A 21,665-nucleotide genomic window follows, 5' to 3' on the forward strand; every position below is an offset into this window, starting at 1 on the left:
TCTTGTTCTCCAACGGATCAATCACTATGTCAGCGGTACAAGGTCATTGGCGCGAAGTATCCGAGCAAACTTTGCCGACGGCAACTTTTTTAAATGACGCGAACAGAACTTCCAGTCAGTTGATTATTATCGTCGAGCGCAAGGAAGACTGGGCGTCCTATTTCCCCAGCGAAGACATCGTCACAGCCCAGGAATACCTGGAGCAAACCCGTGATAACGAGCAGGGCAAGCGTGTTCAGGTGATCAACCTGTGCCGTAGTTACAAGTACCTAGGGCATGGTTACTACTGCTCGTTGTTGGCAGAAGCCCGTGGGCACAAAGTCATTCCGTCGGTGCGGACCATCAGTGAACTGACCCGTAAATCACTTTACGGGCTGGCACTGGATGATCTGGACAAAACCCTAGAAAAAGCCCTTAGCCATCATGTTTACCGCGATACCGAAGGTTTTACCCTGACACTTTATTTTGGCAAGACTCATATCGAACCCTTGCAGGATTTGGCGCGACAGTTATTCGAAGTGTTTGCTTGCCCGATTTTGTTAGTTGAGTTTCGCCGAACTAACGCTTGGCACATCGAGGGTATCAAGTCCGGCGCGCTGCATAAGTTGCGCGAAGACCAGGAAGATCAGTTTGCCCACTCACTCGACAGTTTCAGTCGCAAGATCTGGCGCCAGCCGCGTTCACGACGGCTGGCCCGTTACGACCTGGCCATCCTGCACGATCCACAGGAAGCGTTGCCGCCGTCCAATGCCAAGGCGCTGGACAACTTTGTCAGGGTCGGCAGGACGCTGGGCATTGATGTCGAACTGATTGAGCGCAAGGATTATGCGCGAATTGCCGAATACGACGGTCTGCTGATCCGCGAGACGACCAGCGTCGACAACCACACCTTCCGCTTCGCCAAGAAAGCCGAGAGTGAAGGACTGGTGGTGATGGACGACCCGACGTCGATTCTGCGCTGCACCAACAAGGTCTACCTGACCGACCTGCTCAAGAGCCATCGATTGGGCATGCCGGCCACCGAAATCCTCTACAAGGAGCGACCGGAAGACTTCGAGCGGGTTGGCGAACGCCTGGGGTTTCCACTGGTGCTGAAAATCCCCGACGGTTGCTTCTCTCGGGGCGTGATCAAGGTCGAAAGCCAACAGGCCCTGCTTGAAGCCACCGCCGAGCTGTTCGAGCATTCGGTGCTGTTGTTGGCACAGGAGTTCTTCTACACCGAGTACGACTGGCGCATCGGTGTCCTGAACCGCAAACCGATCTTTGCCTGCCAATACTTCATGTCCAAGGGCCACTGGCAAATCTACAACCACAAGGCCAAGGGCCAGGACATCAACGGCGAATGCCGCACGCTTGCGGTTCACGAGGCGCCGCGGGCGGTGGTGGAACTGGCGGTGAAAACGGCCAACCTGATCGGCGACGGCCTCTATGGGGTCGACCTCAAACAGTCGGGTGACAAAGTGGTGGTGATCGAGGTCAACGACAACCCGAACATGGACGCTGGCATCGAGGATGCCTACCTGCAAGACGATCTGTATTCACTGGTGCTGGAAGAGTTCGTCCGGCGCCTGGAGCTCAAACGTCGCGGTCAGGCCTGGTGAGCGGCCGATGATCAAGCGTTTTCAATTGTCTGACGGCGCGTTGAGTGCCGTCGATTGCCTGGACGCCGATGTCATGCTGTTCAGCAACCCCGATGCCGCCGAAAGGGATTTGTTGCACAGCCACTTCAAGCTCGATGAGCACGCCCTGGCGTCGGCGCTGGACCCCGACGAGGTTTCACGCATCGAGTTCCACCCCGACAACCTGTTTCTGATCTGGAAGCGCCCGGAAAACTACTCGGGGGCCGACAGCCTGGCCTTCGAAGTGTCCTCCTGCGGCCTGTTGCTTTGCCCGGACCGCTTGCTGGTGATTGCGACCGACGATGCACCGCTCAGCGGGCTCGGCAGGGGACAGGCACTGAACACGCCGCAGGATGTGTTGCTCGATCTGTTGTTCAACAACATCCATCACTATTTGGGCCACCTTAAAGTCATCAAGCTGGTCGCCCGGGAGTTGCAGCAGAAATTCAATGCATCGATGCAGAACCAGCACCTGATCCAGATGTTCAACCTCAGCGAAAGCCTGATCTATTACATCAACGCGATCCACAGCAACGGTGCGGTCCTGACCCGTCTGCGCAATCATGCGCAAAAGGAACACTTCGACGCCCATGCCATCAGCCTGATCGACGACCTGATCATCGAAAACAACCAATGCTACAAACAGGCTGAAATCTACTCGACGGTGTTCTCCGGGCTCATCGACGCGCGCGGCAACCTGATGAACAACAGCATGAACAACCTGCTTCGCAAACTGACGTTGATTAACGTTGTGTTCCTGCCGTTGAACCTGATTGCGAGTATTGGCGGCATGTCCGAGTTCAGCATGATGACGGCGGGTACGCCGTGGTGGGTGGCGTATCCGCTGTTTTTAACCGCAATGATGCTGGGGGCGGGAGGGATGGTGCTTGGGCTCAAGCGCTTGGCTAAATGAATGGGGTGACGGTTCTACCGCCTTCGCGAGCAGGCTCGCTCCCACAGTTGAAGTGCATTCCCCTGTGGGAGCGAGCCTGCTCGCGAAAAACAATATCAGTAGCGCTGCAAATGCTGGATCAAGTCATCTGCGTTACTCGTTTAAAGCTTTTTCGACCTTGTTCGATGCCGACCAGATCCGGTAGCGCACTTCGACGTCCTTGGGCACATAGAGCACGATCGGCAGTTTGCTGTTGTAGCGCAGCATGAAGCCGTCACCGACCACCGGTACGAAGTCCTGTTTGCTCTTGCCATCCGGGCAGGCCTTCATGGTGCTCATGGGGCCCATGACTTTTTCCAGGCGGTAGAACGGATAACCCCAGCCTTCGAGGTTTTTCTCTTCAAGCGTACCGCCCAGACGCTGCAGGTTGCAGTCGACGGTCAGGGTTTTGCCGGCGAGGATTTCGACCTTGAAGTCGTTTTCCAGGGTTTGTGGCGTGAGGTGAATGACCTGGCGGGAGAATCCGTTTTCAGGTTGAGGGTAAGGCGCGATTTTTTCGAGATTCGCTGCGTGTACGACGCTCGACAGTGCAGACACGATCAGCCCGATTGTTGCGTGAACGGTGATGGAACCCATGTTGCCTCCTTGCATATATACAAATGTGGAGGTCGAATTTTTACCGCCGCCGACGACTAATGCAAACAGGCGAGTGTGTGCAAATTGCAGGGCGCTTTCACGGACTTCTTGCAAACTGCAAGGCAGGTGTAAATGAGCTGTTACATAAATCCTTGATTTGCCGATGAACAACCGGGCGTATTTCAAGGCATGTTTTATGCTGTAGCTGTTCTAAAGCTGGCCGGGATTTCAAGAGAGTCGGCGTCGATGGTTGATTGGCAGTCTCACAAAAAGGAGAGGGTCGCCATGTTTCTTTCTGCCTTGGAACTTCGCAATATCATTGAAAGCAGCTTCCTGCCGAAGCGCTGCCAATGCACGCTGTCGCCGGAACTGACCATGACTGTAAAAGTGTACGCCGATGGGGAAACCGATCAGCTGGATCTCTTCAGGACCGGCATCGATGCCCGGCAACTCAATGGCTGCCGGGAAATCAATGACCTGATCGGGGTATTGCGTACCGATCTTGCGCATCACTACGTGGAACCCGTGAGCCCTCAAACGGTGCGTAAAGCACTTTAGCCCGGCGCTTCAAGCTCCACCGACACGCGCCGGGTCTGGAAGAAAGCCAGGCCCAGCGCCAGTTCCACCCCGACTGCCAGCAGAATACCCGGACCGGCATGGCCGTTGAGCCATTCACCGAAGCCCAGTATCGCCAATCCCCAGCAACCGACCATGAAGCCATTGCTCAGCGCACTGCGGGCAACGGAGGGCGCCTCGTTACGCACCAGAAAAAACATGACGCCCAACACCGCGAACAGCACCGCCGTGCGTCGCGCTATCAGGCCCGCCGTAAGTGAGTATTCGATATCCCAGGTGGCGAGCATCCAGTCGGGGGTGAGACCCCAGACCAAAGCCAATAACAAACACAACGAGGCGGTGAACGTCGACAACGTCCGAAACGATAACTGCATGGCGAGTCCTTGCGGCAGTGAGGGACTAGAGCATAGCGCCAGAACCCTCACACGAATACCGCAAGGTGTTATTTCAGACTTCTCCGTCAGTTCTGATAACTGCACGCGTCAGAAAGTTTTCGGTAAGCGAGCTCAGCAGGTTTGCCCGACTGCTCATCGATGTAGGTCATTTTCGCTGTGATCACTTCACAGTCCATTGTGGTGGGTTCTGTCAGGTCAATGACCTTGCCGACGTGCAGAGGCATGCCGTAGTGGTAGGAGGGCACGGCTTCAGAGGAGGCAGTATCGTTGGCCTGTGCCATAACGGTAAACGGGGCACAGACAAGGGCAGCGGAAACAAGCAGGGCGCGCGAGTTCATGGGGCGATCTCCAGTGCAGGCGGAAGTCAGCTCGACGTGTCGTCGAACGTGCCGCACTGGGCATCAGTGGACTCTGAAGTCGTGCGGTCCAGTGAGTATTTGACCGCACGATTAAGCATTGGTTAACCCGCCTGAACGCCACCTGTCGCTTTGCCACTACCGTTCGGCGGGTTGTGATGAGTAACCGCTGCAGGAGCGAGCTTGCCCGGGAAAAACCTGCAAGGCGACGCGTGATACCCGGAGGCACGCGTAATCGTTCACGTCCATCGCGAGCAAGCTCGCTCCTACACATTCAGACTAAAGTCGTCTGCAGCGATAAAAAGCATCCTGCCATCATTGCCGCTCACCCCCGCGTGTTCACTTTACCCGGCCAGTCACTGGTCCGGGCGAAGGCTATTTCTGGCTGCGTGCGCCCCGGCGCTCCCGCAGCACTGTTGGAGTTTTTGATGCGTTCCCCCTTTACCTTGATCACCGCGCGCCAGTCATTCGGCTTCGGCGCATTAGTCCTGTGCGCCGGATTTACCGGGCCGGCCCAGGCGAGCGGTTTTATCGATGACACCCACGCCAGCATCGAATCGCGCACGGTGTATTTCAACCGTGATTTTCGTGACGGGCACACGTCCAACGAGCAGGGTGCGTCCAAGCGCGAAGAATCGGCCCAGGGCTTCATTCTCAATCTGCAATCGGGCTACACCGAGGGTACCGTCGGTTTCGGTGTCGATGCGTTGGGCATGCTCGGAATCAAGCTCGATTCCAGCCCGGACAGCAGCAACAGTGGCCTGCTGCCGTCCAGCGGCAATAACCCCAGGGGTTCGGTGGACCAATACGCCAAGCTCGGCCTGACCGCCAAGGTGCGTGTTTCGCAAAGCGTGTTGAAGTACGGTGCGTTGTTGCCCGATGTGCCGCTGCTCAAATACAACGACGGACGCCTGCTGCCGACGATGTTCAACGGCGCGATGCTCACTTCCAGAGAGGTCAAGGATCTGTCTTTCATGGCCGCGCGCCTGGACAAATACACCGCCCGGGACTCCACCGACGCCCAGGACATCCGCGTGCATTGCAAGAACAAACGCTATGCCTGCAACATCACCGCCGATCATTTCGATATGTATGGCTTTGACTACAGGATCAACGAACGGCTGACCGCGCAGTATCACTACGCCGAACTGGAAGACATCTATCGCCAGCATTTTCTCGGCTTGCTGGCGAATCAGCCGCTGGGTGAGGGCGTGCTCAAGGCGGATATGCGCCTGCTCAAGAGTGCCGACAGCGGCAGCGCCCGCGCCGGCTCCATCGATAACCGCGCCCTGAGTGGAATGCTGGCCTATGCCATCAGCGGTCATACCTTCAGCGCCGGTTGGCAGCGCATGAACGGCGATAACTCAATGCCGTACCTGGATGGCACCAATCCCTATCTGGTCAACTACGTGCAGGTCAACGACTTTGCCGCCGCGCAGGAGCGCTCGTGGCAGTTGCGCTACGACTACGACTTCAAGGCCATCGGCCTCAACGGCCTGACCTTCCTGACACGCTACGTGAGCGGCGACCACATCAAAGTGCCGGGCAGCGATCAGGAGGGTAAAGAGTGGGAACGCGACAGCGAGCTCAAGTATGTGGTGCAGAGCGGGACGTTCAAGGATGTCAGCCTGCGGCTGCGCAATGCGACCTACCGCACCAACTACGAACAGTTTGCCCGGGATGTGGATGAAACCCGCTTGATCATCAGCTACAACTTTTCGGTGCTGTAGCGTCTGACAGAATGCCTTCGCGAGCAGGCTCGCCCCCCCACAGTGGTTCTTCAGTGAACACAAAACCTGTGGGAGCGAGCCTGCTCGCGAAGAAGCTACAGCTTCACTGATGTTCTAACTGCTGCCGATACGGCAAATCCGGCCCTGTCTTGCTGCAGGTCAGGGCGGCCGCCTGCACCGCAAAGCGCACCATCGCGTCGATCTGCTCACGACTCAGCAGCCCAACCCCCTCAACCGAATCCAGCTGCCGCTCGGTCAACCAGGTAATCAACGCCGCCTGAAACGTATCGCCAGCTCCCACGGTATCGGCAATCTTGACCGAACAGGCCGGCACCGACCACGCGCCGTGAGCCCGACTGAACACCGTCGCGCCTTCACCCCCTCGGGTCAGGAACACCAACTGGCAACGGTGCTGCAACCAGCCCTCGATGACCCGCTCAGGATCCTGTTCGGGATACAGCAGGCTCAAATCCTCGTCGCTGACCTTGATCAGGTCGGCATGCTCGACCAGGGTAGAGATCCGTGAGCGCCACAGTTCGATATTCGGTTCCGGGTTGAGCCGCACGTTCGGGTCGAGGCTGATCAGGCGTTTGCCGCTTTCTCGCCGTACCAACGCCAGCAAGGTATCGGCGATCGGTTGTACCACCAGCGAAAATGAACCGATGTGCAAGCCTCGTACCTCAGGTCCCAGCTCAGGCAGGTGCTCGGCTTTCAGTTGTCGGTCCGCACAACCTTCGCCCCGGAAACTGTAATGTGGCGAGCCATTGGCGCCGACCGCGACCATCGCCAGGGTGGTGGGCGCGGCGAAATCCAGCAGATAGTCCGTGCGCACGCCTTCATCCTGCAGCACTTGCAACAAGCGTCGACCCAGATAGTCAGTGGACAGCCCGGCAAACAACGCCGCGTCCACGCCCAGGCGACGCAGGCCCACCGCCACATTGAATGGCGAGCCGCCGGCAATGGCCTTGAAATTCACTTTTGAAGCCAGACCGCTGGCATCGTTTTCACTGAAGAAATCGAACAGCGCTTCGCCACACACCAGATACATAATTGTTCACTCTTTAAAGGGTTGCGACATGCTGTTGATAGCGTTCATAGGCCTGTTGCGCAGCCGCCACATTCTTTGCAATCGGCCGGGTTTCGCTGGCCGTGTCGAGTTTTACGCAACGCTCGCACAAATCCGCAAGACTGTCCTTGCGCCCGCGTGCCCGGGATGTGCACCACGCTGCCTGAATCGCCGCGCCAAGGGCCGCGGCTTCGCTTTGTTCGGTGCAGATGACCGGGGTGTCCATAGTGTCGGCGACGATCTGTCGCCACTCCTGACTTTTCGAACCGCCACCGATCAACCGGATGCTGCGGCTTTGTAAGCCATTGCGGCGCAGCAGGTCCAGCCCATATCGCAATCCGAAGGTCGTGCCTTCGACCACGGCTCGGCACAGGTTGGCCCGGGTCAGGTTGGTCATGGTCAATCCCAGCACGCTGCCGGTGGCCTGGGGCAGGGCGGGAACCCGTTCACCGTTGAGGAACGGCAGCATGCACACGCCTTCGGCACCGATGGGCGCCTGGGCCACCAGAGCGTTGAAGCACTCGATATCCAGGTCGAACAACTCGCGGATCGCACCGGTGGCATTGGTCAGGTTCATGGTGCAGATCAACGGCAGCCAGCCGCCGCTGGAGGAACAGAAAGTCGCGACCGCCGCGTCGGCGCTGATTGTCGGTGAATCGGCATAGGCGTACACCGTGCCTGAAGAACCCAGGCTCATGGTGATTGCACCGGGATGGATATTGCCGGTGCCGATGGCGCCCATCATGTTGTCGCCACCGCCGCTGGACACCAGCGCTTGCGGATTGATGCCCAGGTGCTCGGCAATGCCCGGCAGCACGGTGCCAACCGCCGCATGGGCGTCGATCAGTTCCGGCAGGGCCGCTTGCAGACGGCCGGTGGGGTCGATGTCGCGCAGCAACTGCAAATCCCACTGACGGCTGCGTACGTTGAAATAGCCGGTGCCCGACGCATCGCCATACTCGCTGCAACTGCGGCCGGTGAGCCAGAAATTGAGGTAGTCGTGGGGCAGCAGGATGCGGGCGATGCGGGAAAAGATCTCGGGGTGCTGCTCTTGGGTCCACAGCAGCTTGGACAGGGTGTAGCCCGGCGCGATGACCACGCCGAGGCGTTCCAGTGAACCTTGTTCGCCGCCCAGATGCGCCAGCAAGCGATCGTTTTCCGCGGTGGTTTCGGTGTCACACCAGAGTTTGGCCGGACGCAGGACCTGGCCCTGATCGTCGAGCAACACCAGGCCATGTTGCTGTCCGGAAACGCCGATGCCGAGAATGTGCTGGCCATCGACGTTGGCCGCCAGCAGGGCGCGGCGCGTGGCGAGGGTGAATGCCTCCAGCCACTGGGCCGTGTCTTGTTCGCGCCGGCCATTGGCGCCGCTGATCAACTTGTGCGCGGCGGCGCCCTGGCCCAGGACCTGGCCGCTGAGGGCATCGAGGATCAAGGCCTTGGTGCCCTGGGTGCCGCAGTCGATGCCCAGGAAGAGTTGTTGGGTTGCCATTAGTTAATCCTTGTCGGGTCAGATCGATCCCGGTGAAGCCATTCGCGAGCAGGCTCGCTCCCACAGGGGATTGCATTCGACTGTGGGAGCGAGCCTGCTCGCGAAGACGGCATTTCATTCACTGCCGTGTTTAAGCCAGCACCCGCTCCAACGTCCGCGTCACCCCCACCTCCCGCAAACTGTCGCAGCACCACTCAAACGCTGCGACAAACTCCGCCGAACGCGGTATCGCCGTACCAAAAATCTCCTCGATCCCCAGCAAGCGCTGGCTGATCAACGCATCATCGGCCACCAATGCCTGACAGAACGCCGCTCGCGGATCGGGAATCGAATAGGTGTCGCCATTCTCATCCACGCCTTTCAAATACAAGGCCCAAGCCGCCACGACCAATGCCGCCCGTTTGGTGTCCCGGCCATCGGCGATCAAGCGGTTGATCGTGGGAACGGTGAACTTGGGAAACTTCGACGAACCATCCGAACACACACGTTCCAGTTGATCGGCAATCGCCTGATTGGAAAAGCGCGCCACTAGCGTGTCCTTGTACGCGGACAGGTCGATCCCCGGCACTGGCGACAGTTGCGGTGTGACGTCGAGGTCCATGTAGGCGCGCATGTAGCGCACGAACAGCGGGTCGTTCATGGTGTCATGGACGAAGCGATAGCCTTTCAAAAAACCCAGGTACGTCAGCGCCAGATGACTGCCGTTGAGCAACTTGATCTTCATCTCTTCGTATGGCGTGACGTTGTCGGTGAACTGCACGCCGACCTTTTCCCAGGCGGGGCGGCCATTGACGAATTTGTCCTCCAGCACCCATTGCACAAAAGGCTCGCAAACCACAGGCCAGGCGTCGTCCACGCTATGTTTGTCCGCCAGTTGCAGGCGATGTTCAGTGCTGGTCATCGGCGTGATGCGGTCGACCATGGCGTTGGGAAAGCTGACGTGACGCTCGATCCAGTCCCGCAGTTCGACATCCCGCAGCGCGGCGAAGGCCAGTAGCGCCTTGCGGGTCACCGCGCCGTTGTGCGGCAGGTTATCGCAGGACATCAGGGTAAACGCCGGCGTCCCCGTGGCCCGGCGCCTGGCCAGTGCGGCACAGAGGAAACCGAACACGGTTTTCGGGGCGTCAGGATTGATCAGGTCGTGCTGGATCTGTGGCAGGTGGGCCATGAACTCGCCGCTGCTGTCATCGATGCAGTAACCGCCTTCGGTGATGGTCAGCGAGACGATGCGGATCTGCGGGTCGGCGAGTTTGTCGATCAGCGCCTGGGGACTGTCTTCGGCCAGCAGCATGTCGCGGATGGCGCCGATGACCCGGACTTCGGTGTCATCGGTATCACCCAGTTCGAACAGGGTGAACAGGCAGTCCTGTTCTTTCAGGTCGTCCCGGGCGCGACGGTCTTCGGCACGCAGGCCAACGCCGCAGATGGCCCAATCGAGGCCTTCACCGGTGTTCATCAAGGCATCGGTGTAATACGCCTGATGCGCGCGATGGAAGCCGCCGACGCCGATGTGGGCGATGCCCTGGCGGGTGTCGCTCAGGGTGTAGGAGGGCAGCACCACCTCGGGGGCGAGGCGGTTGAGGTTTTGTTTGTTGAGTTTCATACAGGCTCTCTGAAGTCAGGCGGCAGCGCGCAACGGGCGGGCCAGGGCCACGCCGTTGGCATCGAACAAATGGCAGTGCGCGGCATCCAGGTGCAGGCTCAGGGTTTGGCCGTAACGGCTGGCCAGATCGCCACGCACGCGCAGGGTCAGGGCTTCACCGGAGGCCGTGCGTACGTGGCAGAAGGTGTCGCTGCCCAGGCGCTCGCTGACGTCGGCGGTGACCTGCAAGGTGCAGTCTCCGGGTTTGGCCAGCTCCAGATGTTCCGGGCGAATCCCTAAGGTCACCGCGCTGCCGGCGCTCAGGTTAGCGCCGCTCAACGGCAAAGTGATGCGGGTGCCGGCTTCCAGCGCGACCTCGCAGCCCTGACTGTCGACGCGGGTGACACTGCCCTTGAGAAAGCCCATTTTCGGTGTGCCCAGAAAGCCCGCGACAAACAGGTTGGCCGGGTGGTGATACAGATCCAGAGGCGAGCCCACCTGCTCGATTTTGCCGCCATTGAGCACCACAACCTTGTCGGCCATGGTCATGGCTTCGACCTGATCGTGGGTGACGTAGATCATCGTCGCTTTCAGCTCTTTGTGCAGGCGCAGCAGTTCCAGGCGCATCTGCACCCGCAACGCCGCGTCGAGGTTCGACAGGGGTTCATCGAACAGGAAGATTTTCGGGTTGCGCACGATGGCGCGACCGATCGCCACGCGCTGACGCTGACCGCCGGACAGTTGCTTGGGTTTGCGCTCCAGCATCGGCCCCAGTTCGAGGATGCGTGCCGCTTCGCCCACTTTTTTCTCGACTTCGGCTTTGGGCACGCCCGCCAGATCGAGGGCGAACGACATGTTCTTGCGCACGCTCATGTGCGGGTACAGGGCATAGGTCTGGAACACCATCGCCAGGTCGCGCTTGGCCGGGCTGACTTCGGTGATGTCGCGGCCATCGAGTTCGATGGTCCCGCCGCTGACTTCTTCAAGGCCGGCGATCAGGCGCAGCAGCGTGGATTTGCCGCAACCCGAGGGGCCGACGAAAACCACGAATTCCTTGTCGTTTACTTCAAGGTCGATGCCTTTGATGATGGAAAAGCCTTCGAAGCCTTTTTGCAGATTCTTGATTTTCAGGTTGGCCATGGTGATGGGCCTCCATTTGTTTTTATTCGGGTTGAACCGGATAGATTTTTTGTGGGAGCGAGCCTGCTCGCGAAGAGGCCATCAGCTCCAACACCCATGCGGGCTGACCCACCGCTTTCGCGAGCAGGCTCGCTCCCACAGGGATCGCATGGGGTTATCGATCTTCATTTCACGGCACCAAACGACAAACCGCGCACCAGCTGTTTCTGGCTGATCCAGCCGAAGATCAGGATCGGCGCGCAGGCCAGGGTCGAGACCGCCGACAACTTGGCCCAGAACAAACCTTCTGGACTCGAATACGAGGCAATCAAGGCGGTCAGCGGCGCAGCTTTCGATGAGGTGAGGTTCAGCGACCAGAACGCTTCGTTCCAGCACAGGATCAGCGACAGCAGCACGGTGGAGGCCAGGCCGCCCTTGGCGATCGGCAGCAGTACCCGGACCATTTCCTGCCACAGCGTGGCTCCGTCGAGGCGGGCTGCTTCAAGGATGTCCTTGGGGATGTCCTTGAAGTAGGTGTAAACCATCCAGACCACGATCGGCAGGTTGATTAGGGTGTAGATCACGATCAGCGCGAGGCGCGTGTCGAGCAGGCCGAAGCTCTTGGCCAGCAGGTAGATCGGCATCAGTACACCCACCGGCGGCAGCATCTTGGTGGAGAGCATCCACAGCAGCGTGCCCTTGGTGCGTTGGGTTTCGTAGAACGCCATGGAGTAGGCCGCCGGCACCGCGATCAGCAGGCACAAAGCCGTGGCGCTGAAGGAAATCACCACCGAGTTCCAGGCGAAACTGAAGTAATCGCTGCGCTCGTTGATGTGCAGGTAGTTCTCCAGCGTCGGGGTGAAGATGAACTGCGGTGGCGTGGCGAACGCATCGATTTCGGTTTTGAAACTGGTCAGCACCATCCAGAAGATCGGGAAGAAAATCAGGATGGCGATGGCCCAGGCCAGGGTGCCCAGCAGCAGGCTTTGCAGGCGACGGGATTGTTGAAGAGTCATGGCAGGCCTCAGGCTTTATCTGTCAGGTTTTTGCCGATCATCCGCACCAGCACGATGGCCGCGATATTGGCGATCACCACCGCAATCAAACCACCCGCCGAGGCCATGCCGACGTCGAACTGCACCAGCGCCTGGTTGTAGATCAGGTAGGCGAGGTTGGTCGAGGCGTAACCGGGGCCGCCGTTGGTGGTGGTGAAGATTTCGGCGAACACCGAGAGCAGGAAGATGGTTTCGATCATCACCACCACCGCAATCGGCCGTGCCAGGTGCGGCAAGGTCAGGTGCCAGAAAATCGCGATGGGTCCGGCACCGTCCAGGCGCGCGGCTTCTTTCTGTTCCTGGTCGAGGGACTGCATGGCGGTCATCAGGATCAGGATCGCGAAGGGCAGCCATTGCCACGAGACAATGATGATGATCGACAGCAGCGGGTAGTGCGCCAGCCAGTCCACGGGCTGGGCGCCGAACAGTTTCCAGACGTAGGCGAGGATTCCGGACACCGGATGGAAAATCAGGTTCTTCCAGATCAGCGCACCGACGGTGGGCATGATGAAGAACGGCGAGATCAACATGACCCGCACGATGCCGCGACCGAGAAACTCACTGGCCTCCAGCAACGCGCTGATCAACACCCCCAGCACGACGCTGATCAGCAGCACGCTGCCCACCAGCAACAAGGTGTTGGTGGCGCCGGGCATGAAACCGGAGTCGGTCAGGAAATAGGTGAAGTTCTCCAGCCCCACGAATTCATTTTCGCCGGGGTAGAGCAGGTTGTAGCGGATCATCGAGAAATAAACGGTCATGCCCAGCGGCACGATCATCCATAACAACAGTAACGCCACCGAAGGGCTGACCAGAAACCAGCCGGGGTTGGTCAACCGGCTTTTGCGCAGCGGTTGGGAGATGTCCATGTGGGCTTTGGCAGTTGAAGTAGTCATGGCGTTAAAACCGATAGGGAACAGACAAGTGAAGACTCACTGTGGGAGCGAGCCTGCTCGCGAAGAGGCCGGTACATCCGATACATCTTCTGCGACTGGAACACCGCTTTCGCGAGCAGGCTCGCTCCCACAGGGGATGGTGTGAGTTACTTGGGATAACCCGCGCGCTTCATCTCGCGTTCGGTGGTTTGCTGGGCGGCGGCCAAGGCCTGCTCATCCGTGGTCTGTCCGATCAATGCGGCCGAGAACAGTTTGCCGACCTGGGTGCCGACGGCCTGGAACTCGGGAATGGTCACCAACTGGATGCCGATGTAGGGCACGGGCTTGGCGGTCGGCTTGCCTGGGTCCGCCGCCTTGAGCGATTCCAGGGTGACCTTGGCGAACGGCGCGGCATTCATATACGCCTCGCTGTAGGTCGAGGCCCGGGTGCCGGGCGGTACGTTGGCGATACCGTCGGTCTTGGCGACCAGTTCGCCGTACTCTTTGGATGTAGCCCAGGCGCTGAACGTCTTCGCCGCGTCCTTGGCCTTGGAGCTGGTCGGGATCGCCAGTGCCCAGGAGTACAACCAGGCCGAACCTTTGTCGGTGGTTTCATGGGGCGCGTAGGTGAAGCCAACGTGATCGCTGACCTTGCTCTGGGTCTTGTCGGTGACGAACGAGCCGGCCACGCTGGCGTCGACCCAGATCGCGCACTTGCCGCTGTTGAACAGCGCCAGGTTTTCGTTGAAACCGTTGCTCGACGCGCCCGGCGGGCCGGATTGCTTCATGGTGTCGACGTAGAAGTTCAGCGCGTTTTTCCATTCCGGACCGCTGAATTCAGGCTTCCATTGCTCATCGAACCAGCGTGCGCCATAGGCATTGGCGACGGTGGTGATCAACGCCATGTTCTCGCCCCAGCCGGCCTTGCCGCGCAGGCAGATGCCGTACTGTTCCTTATCCTTATGGGTGAGTTTGCTGGCGAATTCGCCGATCTGGGTCCAGGTCGGACGTTCGGGCATGGTCAGGCCGGCGTCCTTGAACAGGTCGGTGCGGTAATAGGTGATCGAGCTTTCGGCGTAGAACGGCAGCGCATACAGCGAACCCTTGACCGACAGGCCTTCACGCACCGAAGGGAACACATCGTCGAGGGCATAGCTGGCGGGCAAATCCTTCATCGGCTCCAGCCAACCCTTGGCGCCCCACAGTGCCGCTTCGTACATGCCGATGGTCAGCACGTCGAACTGTCCGCCCTGGGTCGCGATGTCGGTGGTCAGGCGTTGACGCAAGACGTTTTCTTCAAGCACCACCCAATTGAGCTTGATCTCCGGATGCTCGGCTTCGAAGGTTTTCGAGAGCTTTTGCATGCGGATCATGTCGCTGTTGTTGACGGTGGCAATGGTCAGGGTCTGGGCGCCAAGGCTGACGCTGCTGAGGGTCATGCAGGTGAGGGCGAGCAGAGCTTTTACAGAAGGTTGCATCGTGCACTCCTTTTCTGCACCCGGCGGGATACAGAAGGACAGTTATTGTTTTTGTGTCTTCCGACGGCAGGAAGAATGTGCGCTGATTACAGCCTTCAATTGGGGGCGAGACAAATCATCCATCGCACTTGGATTGATACTTTTTTGCACTGGGGTTGGGGGCGGTTAACACAGAGAAGGGCTTTTCAGCGATGGGGCGATATCGAATACGTACAGGTTTCACTCGTGAAAACAGGTCATAACCTGTGGGAGCGAGCCTGCTCGCGAAAGCGGTAGTTCAGTCGACATCAGTGTCGTCTGACAGACCGCCTTCGCGAGCAGGCTCGCTCCCACAGTGTTGTGCTTAGCTCAGGTTTTGTTCGGTCAACCGCTGCACCACCAAACGCCGATAGTGGGTCGGCGTCATGCCCTTGAGCTGCTGGAAGCGCCGATTGAAATTGGAAATGTTGTTGAACCCCGACTCGAAGCAAACATCGGTCACCGGCTTGTCGCCATCGGCCAGTAACTCGCAGGACTTGCTGATGCGCAGGCGGTTGACGAACTCGATGAAGTTACGCCCCGTGGCCTGCTTGAACACCCGGCTGAAATAGGTCGGCTTCATGCCCAGGTGCTCGGCGACTTCCTCCAGCGTCAAGTCCCGGGCGTAGTGAGCGAAGATGTAATCCACCGCCCGGTTGGTGCGGTCGATGTTGTGCTCGTCCGCCAGTTGCGGTGTGGTTGCGCCGGACAGCAGCTGGTAGTCGTCGCACGCCGCCAGCAGTTCCAGCAGGATGAAAAAGTGGCCGAGGCGGGTGACCCCTGTGGTATCGGCGATGAGCTGCATCAGATCCATCGCCTTGCGGAGGGTAGCCTTGCAGCGAAACTCGATGCCGTACTGCGCCCGCTCCAGCAGCGGTGCCAGGGTCTTGAGTTCGGCGAATACCTGGTAGCCGCTGTCGAACAATTCGTCGGTGAAATTGACCAGCATGTCACGCTTTTCCACCACCTCGTCCTCGGCCACCTGGCTGATCCAGTTGTGGGGCAGGTTGGGGCCGGTGAGAAACAGGGTTTCGGGGTAGAAGTTGCCGATGTAGTCGCCAATGAAGACCTTGCCGGAGCTGGCGACGATCAGGTGCAGTTCGTATTCCTTGTGGAAGTGCCAACGTACCAGGGGGCAGGGGAATCCATGCTGGCGATAGATGATGGACAACCCGTTGTGGTCGTCCATCAGCTCGTAGGAGGGGTCGGTCACTCTGGCGGTACGGGTCATGTCGGCACGCTTTTCTTGTTATTGCACCTTTGATCATGCCTCGTTCGGGGCAATCAATGCCAGTGTGAGGTCAGGCTTCTTCCTTGACGCGGTTCTTGGCTTCGATCCATTGCGCCATGTATTGGGTGCTCTTGTGCTGATGATGACGAAGCATGCTGCCGGTGAAGTTATCCCGCCTGATCGCGGGCAGATGTTGCAGGCAATGCTCAAGGCGGGCAATCAGCGCCGGGCCATGGACGGCTTGCTGGTAACGATTGGCCAACAGCTGCAATCCATGGGACTGCGCCTCAAGCCAAAGGCTCTTGTCTTGATGGAGTTGCACGGCGTGATCGGCGAACGCCTGGGCCGATTGGGTGATCGCACCCGGCCAAGGCTCTTCGCCGTGCATCGCTTCTGCACCCACGGGCGTCGTCACATTGGGCGTGCCGCAGAGCATCGCATCGACAATCTTGCCTTTGACCCCTGCGCCGAAACGCAACGGCGCCATGCACACCCGGGCCGCGGACATCACTTGCAGCGCATCTTCCGCCCAGTTCATCACATGGAACCCCTGGGCCGGGTTGTGCAGGGCAGTCGCCTTGGGCGGCGTGTAGGCGCCATAAATGTGCAGCTGAGCCCCGGGCAGTTGCTGGCGGATCAGCGGCCAGATGGCGGTTTTCAACCAGAGCACCGCGTCCCAGTTGGGCGCATGGCGGAAGTTGCCGATATGCAGAAAGTGCGCGCGGTCTTCGAACGGCACGGGTGCAGTATTCGGCAGATCGACCATCAACGGGCACCAGTGCAGCAGGTCACGCGGAAATTTGAACTGTTGGACCAGTATTTCGATCTCCACTTCGGAAACCATCAGCGTCAAGTCGCAACGATAAAATGCAGCGATCTCCCGTTTGGCCAGATCGGTATCGGCCATATGCTCGAATTCTTCGCGCATCGCCGGGGCGAACAGCCCGGCAAAGTCATTGTTGTCATCACTGGCCTTCAACCGCTCCTTCAGCCGTTGATGCCGTCCGTGCCGCAGACTTTGCAGGTCGCAACTTTCGAGCACGCGCAACGCATCGGGGCAATATTTCTCGACCCGCCAGCCAAACTGTTCCTCCATCATGAATTGATCGAACAGCACGATGTCGGGAGCCAGTTCGCTGATGAAGCTGTCGAAACTGCTGCAGTTCAACTCGATTGGCACTTCGCGAATGCCCAGGGTCGACAGGTCGACGCGGTGCTCGCCATAGCCGGCCGGACTGCTGAAGGTGACGTCCCAGCCCCGTTGTAGAAGCGCTTCAAGGATTTGCATCACATGCCCGCTGGCCGCCGAAGAGCGGGGCTCGGGCCAGACGTAACCAATGACCAGGACTTTGGTTGCGTGGGCTTGACTCATGAACGGACATTCCTTGAAACGGACAAAAGGAGGGTAAAAGAGGGGCGAGATTAAACCACAGCGGCTATCAGGATATCTCCAGGATACCCTTGACCTTGTCCCGCAACTGATCAATGGAAAACGGCTTGCCAATGACATGCATCCCCGGAGGCACTTCGATGCTTTCGGCATAGCCGCTGGCAAACAGGATCGGCAGGGCAGGACGCAGCGAACGCGCCGCATTGGCCAGTTCCCGTCCGTCCATGATCGGCAGGCCGACGTCGGTCATCATCAGGTCGATGTGCCGGTTCAGGTCCTTGAGGATTTCCAGTGCCTGCTCACTGCCGTCGGCCTCCAGCACATTGAACTCCAACTCCTCCAGCACATCGATAATCAACATGCGTACGATGGAGTCGTCTTCGACAACCAGAATGGTGGAGGCGTTGGCGGACATAATGGTGTACTCGACAGTGGATGGGCGGTCGCCGGCCGAACGTAATCGCCGACCCTAATTCATGAGTAAGTGCCGGCTCCCGACAAGTTCCCGACGCGCTATAAAAGAATAGTGGAAAGCATAACCGGTCCATTGGCGCGGGAGCAGTTGAATGTAGGACTTTGCGTGGAAACCTGTCAGAAAAATGGATGGATGCGCCATTTTTGGGGCAAACTCCTTGTTTTTCACCCGTTCAACAAGGCTTGACTATGACCTCTGTGTCTTCGGTGGATGAGCAACGATTCCGTAAACTCCTGAGCCGCAACATCAGTCTGCCGCTGGGTGTCGGCGTCATCAGCGCGGTTTTTTTCGTGTCGCTGATCACGTACCTGTTGTCGACGATCCAGTGGGTCGAGCACACGGACCGGGTGATCAATAACGCCAATGAGGCGGTCAAGCTGACGGTCGATCTGGAAACCGGCATGCGGGGTTTCCTGCTCAGTGGCGATGAAAAATTTCTTGAACCCTACGAAACCGCCAAGCCGCGAATCGCGGTCGTGCTCAATACCCTGCTTGAGTTGACCGCCGACAATCCGATCCAGACTGACCGCCTGCATCGGTTGCAAGGCTTGCAGCAGGAGTGGGCCGCTTACGCGAAAACCATGATCGACTTGCAGCGATCCAGTGGCGATTTTCGCAGCGCGGTCAAGGCCGGGCAGGGCAAGCGCCTGACCGACGAGGTGCGCAAGCAGTTCGAAGACGTGATCGACATGGAGCAACAGTTGCGTGCGGCGCGCAATGAGGAAGTGCGTCGCACGACGATCTGGAGCATTGCCCTTTATCTCGTGTTCATTGCCGCGATCAGCGGCTTGCTGGCCTACATTGGCCGTCGTGATCTGATCAACCTGTCGCAGCAGTACGGCGCCAACCTGGCCAAGCAACAGGCCGGCGCCGATCGCCTGGAACGCCAGGCCTGGCTGCGCAATGGCCAGACCGAATTGGCCGAGCAAATGCTCGGGCAATTGTCCCTGAACTTGCTGGGGCGCAACATTCTGCAGTTTTGTGCGCAGTATCTCGGCAGCGCAGTGGCGGCTATTTATGTTCGTGAGGAGCACGGTGGGCTCAAGCGCGTGGCGGCGTACGGCATGTCCCGCGAGCAGGAGGAGCGCGAACAACAGATTTACAGCGATGAAGGCATCGTCGGCCAGGTGGCGCAGCAAGCGCGGCTGATTCGTCTCGATGATGTCCCCGGTGACTATTTCAAAGTCAGTTCGGGCCTCGGCGAAGGTCTACCGCGCAGCGTGCTGGTGGTACCGACCAGCGACGATGAACGGGTCAACGGCGTCATCGAACTGGGCTTTTTGCGTCCCTTGGACGCCCGTGACATGGAACTGCTTGAACTGATCGCCGGCAACATCGGCACCGCCATCGAGGCTGCACGCTATCGCCAGCGCTTGCAGGAAGTCCTGGCTGAAACCCAGCAACTCAATGAAGAGCTGCAGGTGCAGCAGGAAGAACTCAAGACCGCCAACGAAGAACTCGAAGAACAGTCGCGGATCCTCAAGGAATCCCAGGCACACCTGGAAACGCAACAGGTCGAGCTGGAGCAGACCAACGAGCAACTGGCTGAGCAGGCCGAGATTCTGGCCGAGCAGCGCGACGCCATGGACCTCAAGAACACTGAACTCAATCAGGCTCAGGCCCAGCTCGAAGAACGCGCCGAAGAGTTGCAGCGCTCGAGCAAATACAAGTCCGAATTCCTCGCCAACATGTCCCACGAACTGCGCACGCCATTGAACAGTTCGCTGATCCTGGCCAAGTTGCTCGCGGAAAACCCCCAGGAAAACCTCAGCGCCGAGCAGGTCAAGTTTGCCGAGTCGATCTACTCCGCCGGCAACGACTTGCTCAACCTGATCAACGACATCCTCGATATCTCCAAGGTCGAGGCCGGCAAACTGGAGATCCGCCCGGAGAACACCAGCGTGGAGCGTCTGGTGGACGGTTTGCGCGGGATGTTCGAACCCCTGGCGGCGGACAAGCAGTTGCAGTTCCACGTCGAGATGCAGGACGGTGCACCGATCATGATGTTCACCGATCGCCAGCGCCTGGAGCAGGTGGTCAAGAACCTGTTGTCCAACGCAGTGAAGTTCACCGAGAAAGGCACTGTCAGCCTGAGCGTTACCGCGGCACCGAATGCCGGCATTGCCTTTATTGTCCGCGACTCCGGGATCGGCATTGCCGACGACCAGCAGGAAAGCATTTTCGAGGCCTTCCGCCAGGCCGACGGCACCACCAATCGCCGTTATGGCGGCACCGGGCTGGGCCTGTCGATTTCCCGCGACCTGGCGGCATTGCTCGGCGGTTCCATCAGTGTGTCGAGCACGCCGGGGCAGGGCAGCGTGTTTACGCTGGTGTTGCCGCAAGCCTACGTTGAGCCGGGTGAAGACCCCGTCGAACCGATGCGCGCGCCGCCGGCGGTGTCGGCAGCCAACGACGTGGCTCCCGTGTTGAAGCCATTGATCGCCGAAGTGGATATTCCGCGGTTCAACGATGATCGCGCCAAGGCGCCGTTCACCACTCGCTGCATCCTGGTGGTGGAGGACGAGGCTAACTTTGCGCACATCCTCTACGACCTCGCCCATGAATTGGGTTATCAGTGCCTGGTGGCCCACGGGGCCGACGAAGGCTACGACCTGGCGCGGCAATTCATTCCCGATGCGATCCTGCTGGACATGCGCCTGCCGGACCATTCCGGGTTGACCGTGTTGCAACGCCTGAAGGAGCACGCCGAGACCCGGCACATCCCGGTGCATGTGATTTCGGTCGAAGACCGGGTAGAAGCGGCGATGCACATGGGGGCCGTGGGGTATGCGGTCAAGCCGACGACCCGCGAGGAGCTCAAGGACGTGTTTGCCCGGCTGGAAGCCAAGTTGACCCAGAAGGTCAAACGGGTGCTGCTGGTGGAAGACGATGACTTGCAGCGCGACAGCATTTCCCGGTTGATCGGCGACGATGACATCGAAATCACTGCAGTCGGCTTTGCCCAGGAAGCGCTGGACCTGCTGCGCACGACGATTTTCGACTGCATGATCATCGACCTCAAACTGCCGGACATGCTCGGCGGCGACCTGCTCAAGCGCATGTCCACCGAGGAAATCTGTTCGTTCCCGCCGGTCATTGTCTACACCGGGCGCAACCTGACCCGGGACGAAGAGGCTGAACTGCGCCGGTATTCACGGTCGATCATCATCAAGGGCGCGCGCTCGCCCGAGCGTTTGCTGGATGAAGTGACACTCTTTTTGCACAAAGTCGAATCCCGGCTGTCCCATGACCGGCAGAAGATGCTCAAGACCGCCCGCAGCCGCGACAAGGTGTTCGAGGGGCGAAAGGTGCTGCTGGTGGACGACGATGTGCGCAATATCTTCGCCCTGACCAGTGCGCTGGAGCAAAAAGGTGCCGTGGTGGTCATTGGCCGAAATGGTCGTGAAGCGATTGATCGATTGAATGAAGTCGAAGACATCGATCTGGTGTTGATGGACGTGATGATGCCGGAGATGGACGGTTTCGAAGCTACCCTCGAAATCCGCAAGGACCCGCGCTGGCGCAAGCTGCCGATCATTGCAGTGACGGCCAAGGCCATGAAGGACGATCAGGAGCGTTGCCTGCACGCGGGCGCCAATGATTACCTGGCCAAGCCCATCGACCTGGACCGGCTGTTTTCGCTGATTCGGGTGTGGCTGCCGAAAATGGAACGTATCTAA

Annotated in this window: 18 protein-coding genes; 5 read left to right on the plus strand and 13 right to left on the minus strand. The window is 59.1% G+C overall.

Annotated features, from left to right (window positions below; translation table 11 throughout):
• Window positions 1-26: 26 nt before the first annotated feature.
• Together HNQ83_RS16745 and HNQ83_RS16750 are read left to right on the plus strand one after the other, a co-directional pair.
• Window positions 27-1,601 (plus strand): RimK family protein, encoded by a 1,575-nt coding sequence (locus tag HNQ83_RS16745; RefSeq protein WP_256669026.1) that lies wholly within the window; start codon window positions 27-29, stop codon window positions 1,599-1,601.
• 7 nt (window positions 1,602-1,608) lie between these two features.
• The gene (locus HNQ83_RS16750) at window positions 1,609-2,532 is read left to right on the plus strand and encodes a magnesium transporter CorA family protein (protein ID WP_175389946.1); all 924 of its coding nucleotides are present in this window, start codon (window positions 1,609-1,611) and stop codon (window positions 2,530-2,532) included.
• Between the two features lie 132 nt (window positions 2,533-2,664).
• On the opposite strand, the gene eco is transcribed toward HNQ83_RS16750, so the two are convergent.
• Window positions 2,665-3,147 (minus strand): serine protease inhibitor ecotin, encoded by a 483-nt coding sequence (eco, locus tag HNQ83_RS16755; protein WP_175389947.1) that lies wholly within the window; start codon window positions 3,145-3,147, stop codon window positions 2,665-2,667.
• Window positions 3,148-3,432: 285 nt separating this feature from the next.
• On the opposite strand from eco, the gene HNQ83_RS16760 reads away from it, so the two are divergent.
• Entirely contained in the window at window positions 3,433-3,705 is a 273-nt protein-coding gene (locus tag HNQ83_RS16760; protein WP_175389948.1) for a DUF1652 domain-containing protein, read from the plus strand.
• Here HNQ83_RS16760 and HNQ83_RS16765 read toward each other — a convergent pair.
• Entirely contained in the window at window positions 3,702-4,097 is a 396-nt protein-coding gene (locus tag HNQ83_RS16765; RefSeq protein ID WP_175389949.1) for a hypothetical protein, read from the minus strand. The genes HNQ83_RS16760 and HNQ83_RS16765 overlap by 4 nt on opposite strands.
• 86 nt (window positions 4,098-4,183) lie before the next feature.
• Entirely contained in the window at window positions 4,184-4,456 is a 273-nt protein-coding gene (locus tag HNQ83_RS16770; RefSeq protein WP_175389950.1) for a DUF2790 domain-containing protein, read from the minus strand.
• A gap of 446 nt (window positions 4,457-4,902) precedes the next feature.
• On the opposite strand from HNQ83_RS16770, the gene HNQ83_RS16775 reads away from it, so the two are divergent.
• A complete protein-coding gene (locus HNQ83_RS16775) occupies window positions 4,903-6,204 on the plus strand; it encodes an OprD family porin (RefSeq protein ID WP_175389951.1) in 1,302 nt (433 codons plus the stop codon).
• 103 nt (window positions 6,205-6,307) lie between these two features.
• On the opposite strand, the gene HNQ83_RS16780 is transcribed toward HNQ83_RS16775, so the two are convergent.
• The 10 genes from HNQ83_RS16780 to HNQ83_RS16825 all read right to left on the minus strand — a co-directional run bounded on the left by HNQ83_RS16780 (window position 6,308) and on the right by HNQ83_RS16825 (window position 17,925).
• A complete protein-coding gene (locus tag HNQ83_RS16780) occupies window positions 6,308-7,252 on the minus strand; it encodes a carbohydrate kinase (RefSeq protein WP_175389952.1) in 945 nt (314 codons plus the stop codon).
• Between the two features lie 13 nt (window positions 7,253-7,265).
• Entirely contained in the window at window positions 7,266-8,762 is a 1,497-nt protein-coding gene (xylB, locus tag HNQ83_RS16785; RefSeq protein WP_175389953.1) for a xylulokinase, read from the minus strand.
• Between the two features lie 130 nt (window positions 8,763-8,892).
• Window positions 8,893-10,365, minus strand: coding sequence for a mannitol dehydrogenase family protein (locus HNQ83_RS16790; RefSeq protein ID WP_175389954.1), 1,473 nt, complete (start codon window positions 10,363-10,365; stop codon window positions 8,893-8,895).
• Between the two features lie 15 nt (window positions 10,366-10,380).
• Complete coding sequence (locus tag HNQ83_RS16795) at window positions 10,381-11,484, minus strand: ABC transporter ATP-binding protein (RefSeq protein WP_175389955.1); 1,104 nt, start codon at window positions 11,482-11,484, stop codon at window positions 10,381-10,383.
• Window positions 11,485-11,648: 164 nt separating this feature from the next.
• Window positions 11,649-12,479 carry a carbohydrate ABC transporter permease gene (locus tag HNQ83_RS16800; protein WP_175389956.1) on the minus strand — a complete coding sequence of 277 codons (831 nt, stop codon included), beginning with the start codon at window positions 12,477-12,479 and terminating at the stop codon, window positions 11,649-11,651.
• 8 nt (window positions 12,480-12,487) lie between these two features.
• A complete protein-coding gene (locus tag HNQ83_RS16805) occupies window positions 12,488-13,414 on the minus strand; it encodes a carbohydrate ABC transporter permease (RefSeq protein ID WP_175389957.1) in 927 nt (308 codons plus the stop codon).
• Between the two features lie 146 nt (window positions 13,415-13,560).
• A complete protein-coding gene (locus tag HNQ83_RS16810; protein ID WP_175389958.1) occupies window positions 13,561-14,871 on the minus strand; it encodes a sugar ABC transporter substrate-binding protein in 1,311 nt (436 codons plus the stop codon).
• 343 nt (window positions 14,872-15,214) lie between these two features.
• Window positions 15,215-16,120, minus strand: coding sequence for an AraC family transcriptional regulator (locus tag HNQ83_RS16815; RefSeq protein WP_175389959.1), 906 nt, complete (start codon window positions 16,118-16,120; stop codon window positions 15,215-15,217).
• A 70-nt stretch (window positions 16,121-16,190) separates the two neighbouring features.
• On the minus strand, window positions 16,191-17,492 hold the full coding sequence (locus tag HNQ83_RS16820) for a glycosyltransferase (RefSeq protein ID WP_175389960.1): 1,302 nt from the start codon (window positions 17,490-17,492) through the stop codon (window positions 16,191-16,193).
• 67 nt (window positions 17,493-17,559) lie between these two features.
• Window positions 17,560-17,925: a response regulator gene (locus HNQ83_RS16825; RefSeq protein ID WP_175389961.1), complete on the minus strand. Its 366-nt coding sequence runs from the start codon at window positions 17,923-17,925 to the stop codon at window positions 17,560-17,562.
• A 248-nt stretch (window positions 17,926-18,173) separates the two neighbouring features.
• On the opposite strand from HNQ83_RS16825, the gene HNQ83_RS16830 reads away from it, so the two are divergent.
• Window positions 18,174-21,665, plus strand: a complete 3,492-nt coding sequence (locus HNQ83_RS16830) for a response regulator (RefSeq protein ID WP_175389962.1) — start codon at window positions 18,174-18,176, stop codon at window positions 21,663-21,665.

The organism is Pseudomonas sp. C2B4, from assembly GCF_013359695.1.
Taxonomy (GTDB): domain Bacteria; phylum Pseudomonadota; class Gammaproteobacteria; order Pseudomonadales; family Pseudomonadaceae; genus Aquipseudomonas.

What these genes read in the sequence shown, in the direction of transcription:
- HNQ83_RS16745 (WP_256669026.1), top strand. Translation starts at nt 27, where the DNA reads ATGTCAGCGGTACAAGGTCATTGGCGCGAAGTATCCGAGCAAACTTTG.
- HNQ83_RS16750 (WP_175389946.1), top strand. Translation starts at nt 1,609, where the DNA reads ATGATCAAGCGTTTTCAATTGTCTGACGGCGCGTTGAGTGCCGTCGAT.
- eco (WP_175389947.1), bottom strand. Translation starts at nt 3,147, where the DNA reads ATGGGTTCCATCACCGTTCACGCAACAATCGGGCTGATCGTGTCTGCA.
- HNQ83_RS16760 (WP_175389948.1), top strand. Translation starts at nt 3,433, where the DNA reads ATGTTTCTTTCTGCCTTGGAACTTCGCAATATCATTGAAAGCAGCTTC.
- HNQ83_RS16765 (WP_175389949.1), bottom strand. Translation starts at nt 4,097, where the DNA reads ATGCAGTTATCGTTTCGGACGTTGTCGACGTTCACCGCCTCGTTGTGT.
- HNQ83_RS16770 (WP_175389950.1), bottom strand. Translation starts at nt 4,456, where the DNA reads ATGAACTCGCGCGCCCTGCTTGTTTCCGCTGCCCTTGTCTGTGCCCCG.
- HNQ83_RS16775 (WP_175389951.1), top strand. Translation starts at nt 4,903, where the DNA reads ATGCGTTCCCCCTTTACCTTGATCACCGCGCGCCAGTCATTCGGCTTC.
- HNQ83_RS16780 (WP_175389952.1), bottom strand. Translation starts at nt 7,252, where the DNA reads ATGTATCTGGTGTGTGGCGAAGCGCTGTTCGATTTCTTCAGTGAAAAC.
- xylB (WP_175389953.1), bottom strand. Translation starts at nt 8,762, where the DNA reads ATGGCAACCCAACAACTCTTCCTGGGCATCGACTGCGGCACCCAGGGC.
- HNQ83_RS16790 (WP_175389954.1), bottom strand. Translation starts at nt 10,365, where the DNA reads ATGAAACTCAACAAACAAAACCTCAACCGCCTCGCCCCCGAGGTGGTG.
- HNQ83_RS16795 (WP_175389955.1), bottom strand. Translation starts at nt 11,484, where the DNA reads ATGGCCAACCTGAAAATCAAGAATCTGCAAAAAGGCTTCGAAGGCTTT.
- HNQ83_RS16800 (WP_175389956.1), bottom strand. Translation starts at nt 12,479, where the DNA reads ATGACTCTTCAACAATCCCGTCGCCTGCAAAGCCTGCTGCTGGGCACC.
- HNQ83_RS16805 (WP_175389957.1), bottom strand. Translation starts at nt 13,414, where the DNA reads ATGACTACTTCAACTGCCAAAGCCCACATGGACATCTCCCAACCGCTG.
- HNQ83_RS16810 (WP_175389958.1), bottom strand. Translation starts at nt 14,871, where the DNA reads ATGCAACCTTCTGTAAAAGCTCTGCTCGCCCTCACCTGCATGACCCTC.
- HNQ83_RS16815 (WP_175389959.1), bottom strand. Translation starts at nt 16,120, where the DNA reads ATGACCCGTACCGCCAGAGTGACCGACCCCTCCTACGAGCTGATGGAC.
- HNQ83_RS16820 (WP_175389960.1), bottom strand. Translation starts at nt 17,492, where the DNA reads ATGAGTCAAGCCCACGCAACCAAAGTCCTGGTCATTGGTTACGTCTGG.
- HNQ83_RS16825 (WP_175389961.1), bottom strand. Translation starts at nt 17,925, where the DNA reads ATGTCCGCCAACGCCTCCACCATTCTGGTTGTCGAAGACGACTCCATC.
- HNQ83_RS16830 (WP_175389962.1), top strand. Translation starts at nt 18,174, where the DNA reads ATGACCTCTGTGTCTTCGGTGGATGAGCAACGATTCCGTAAACTCCTG.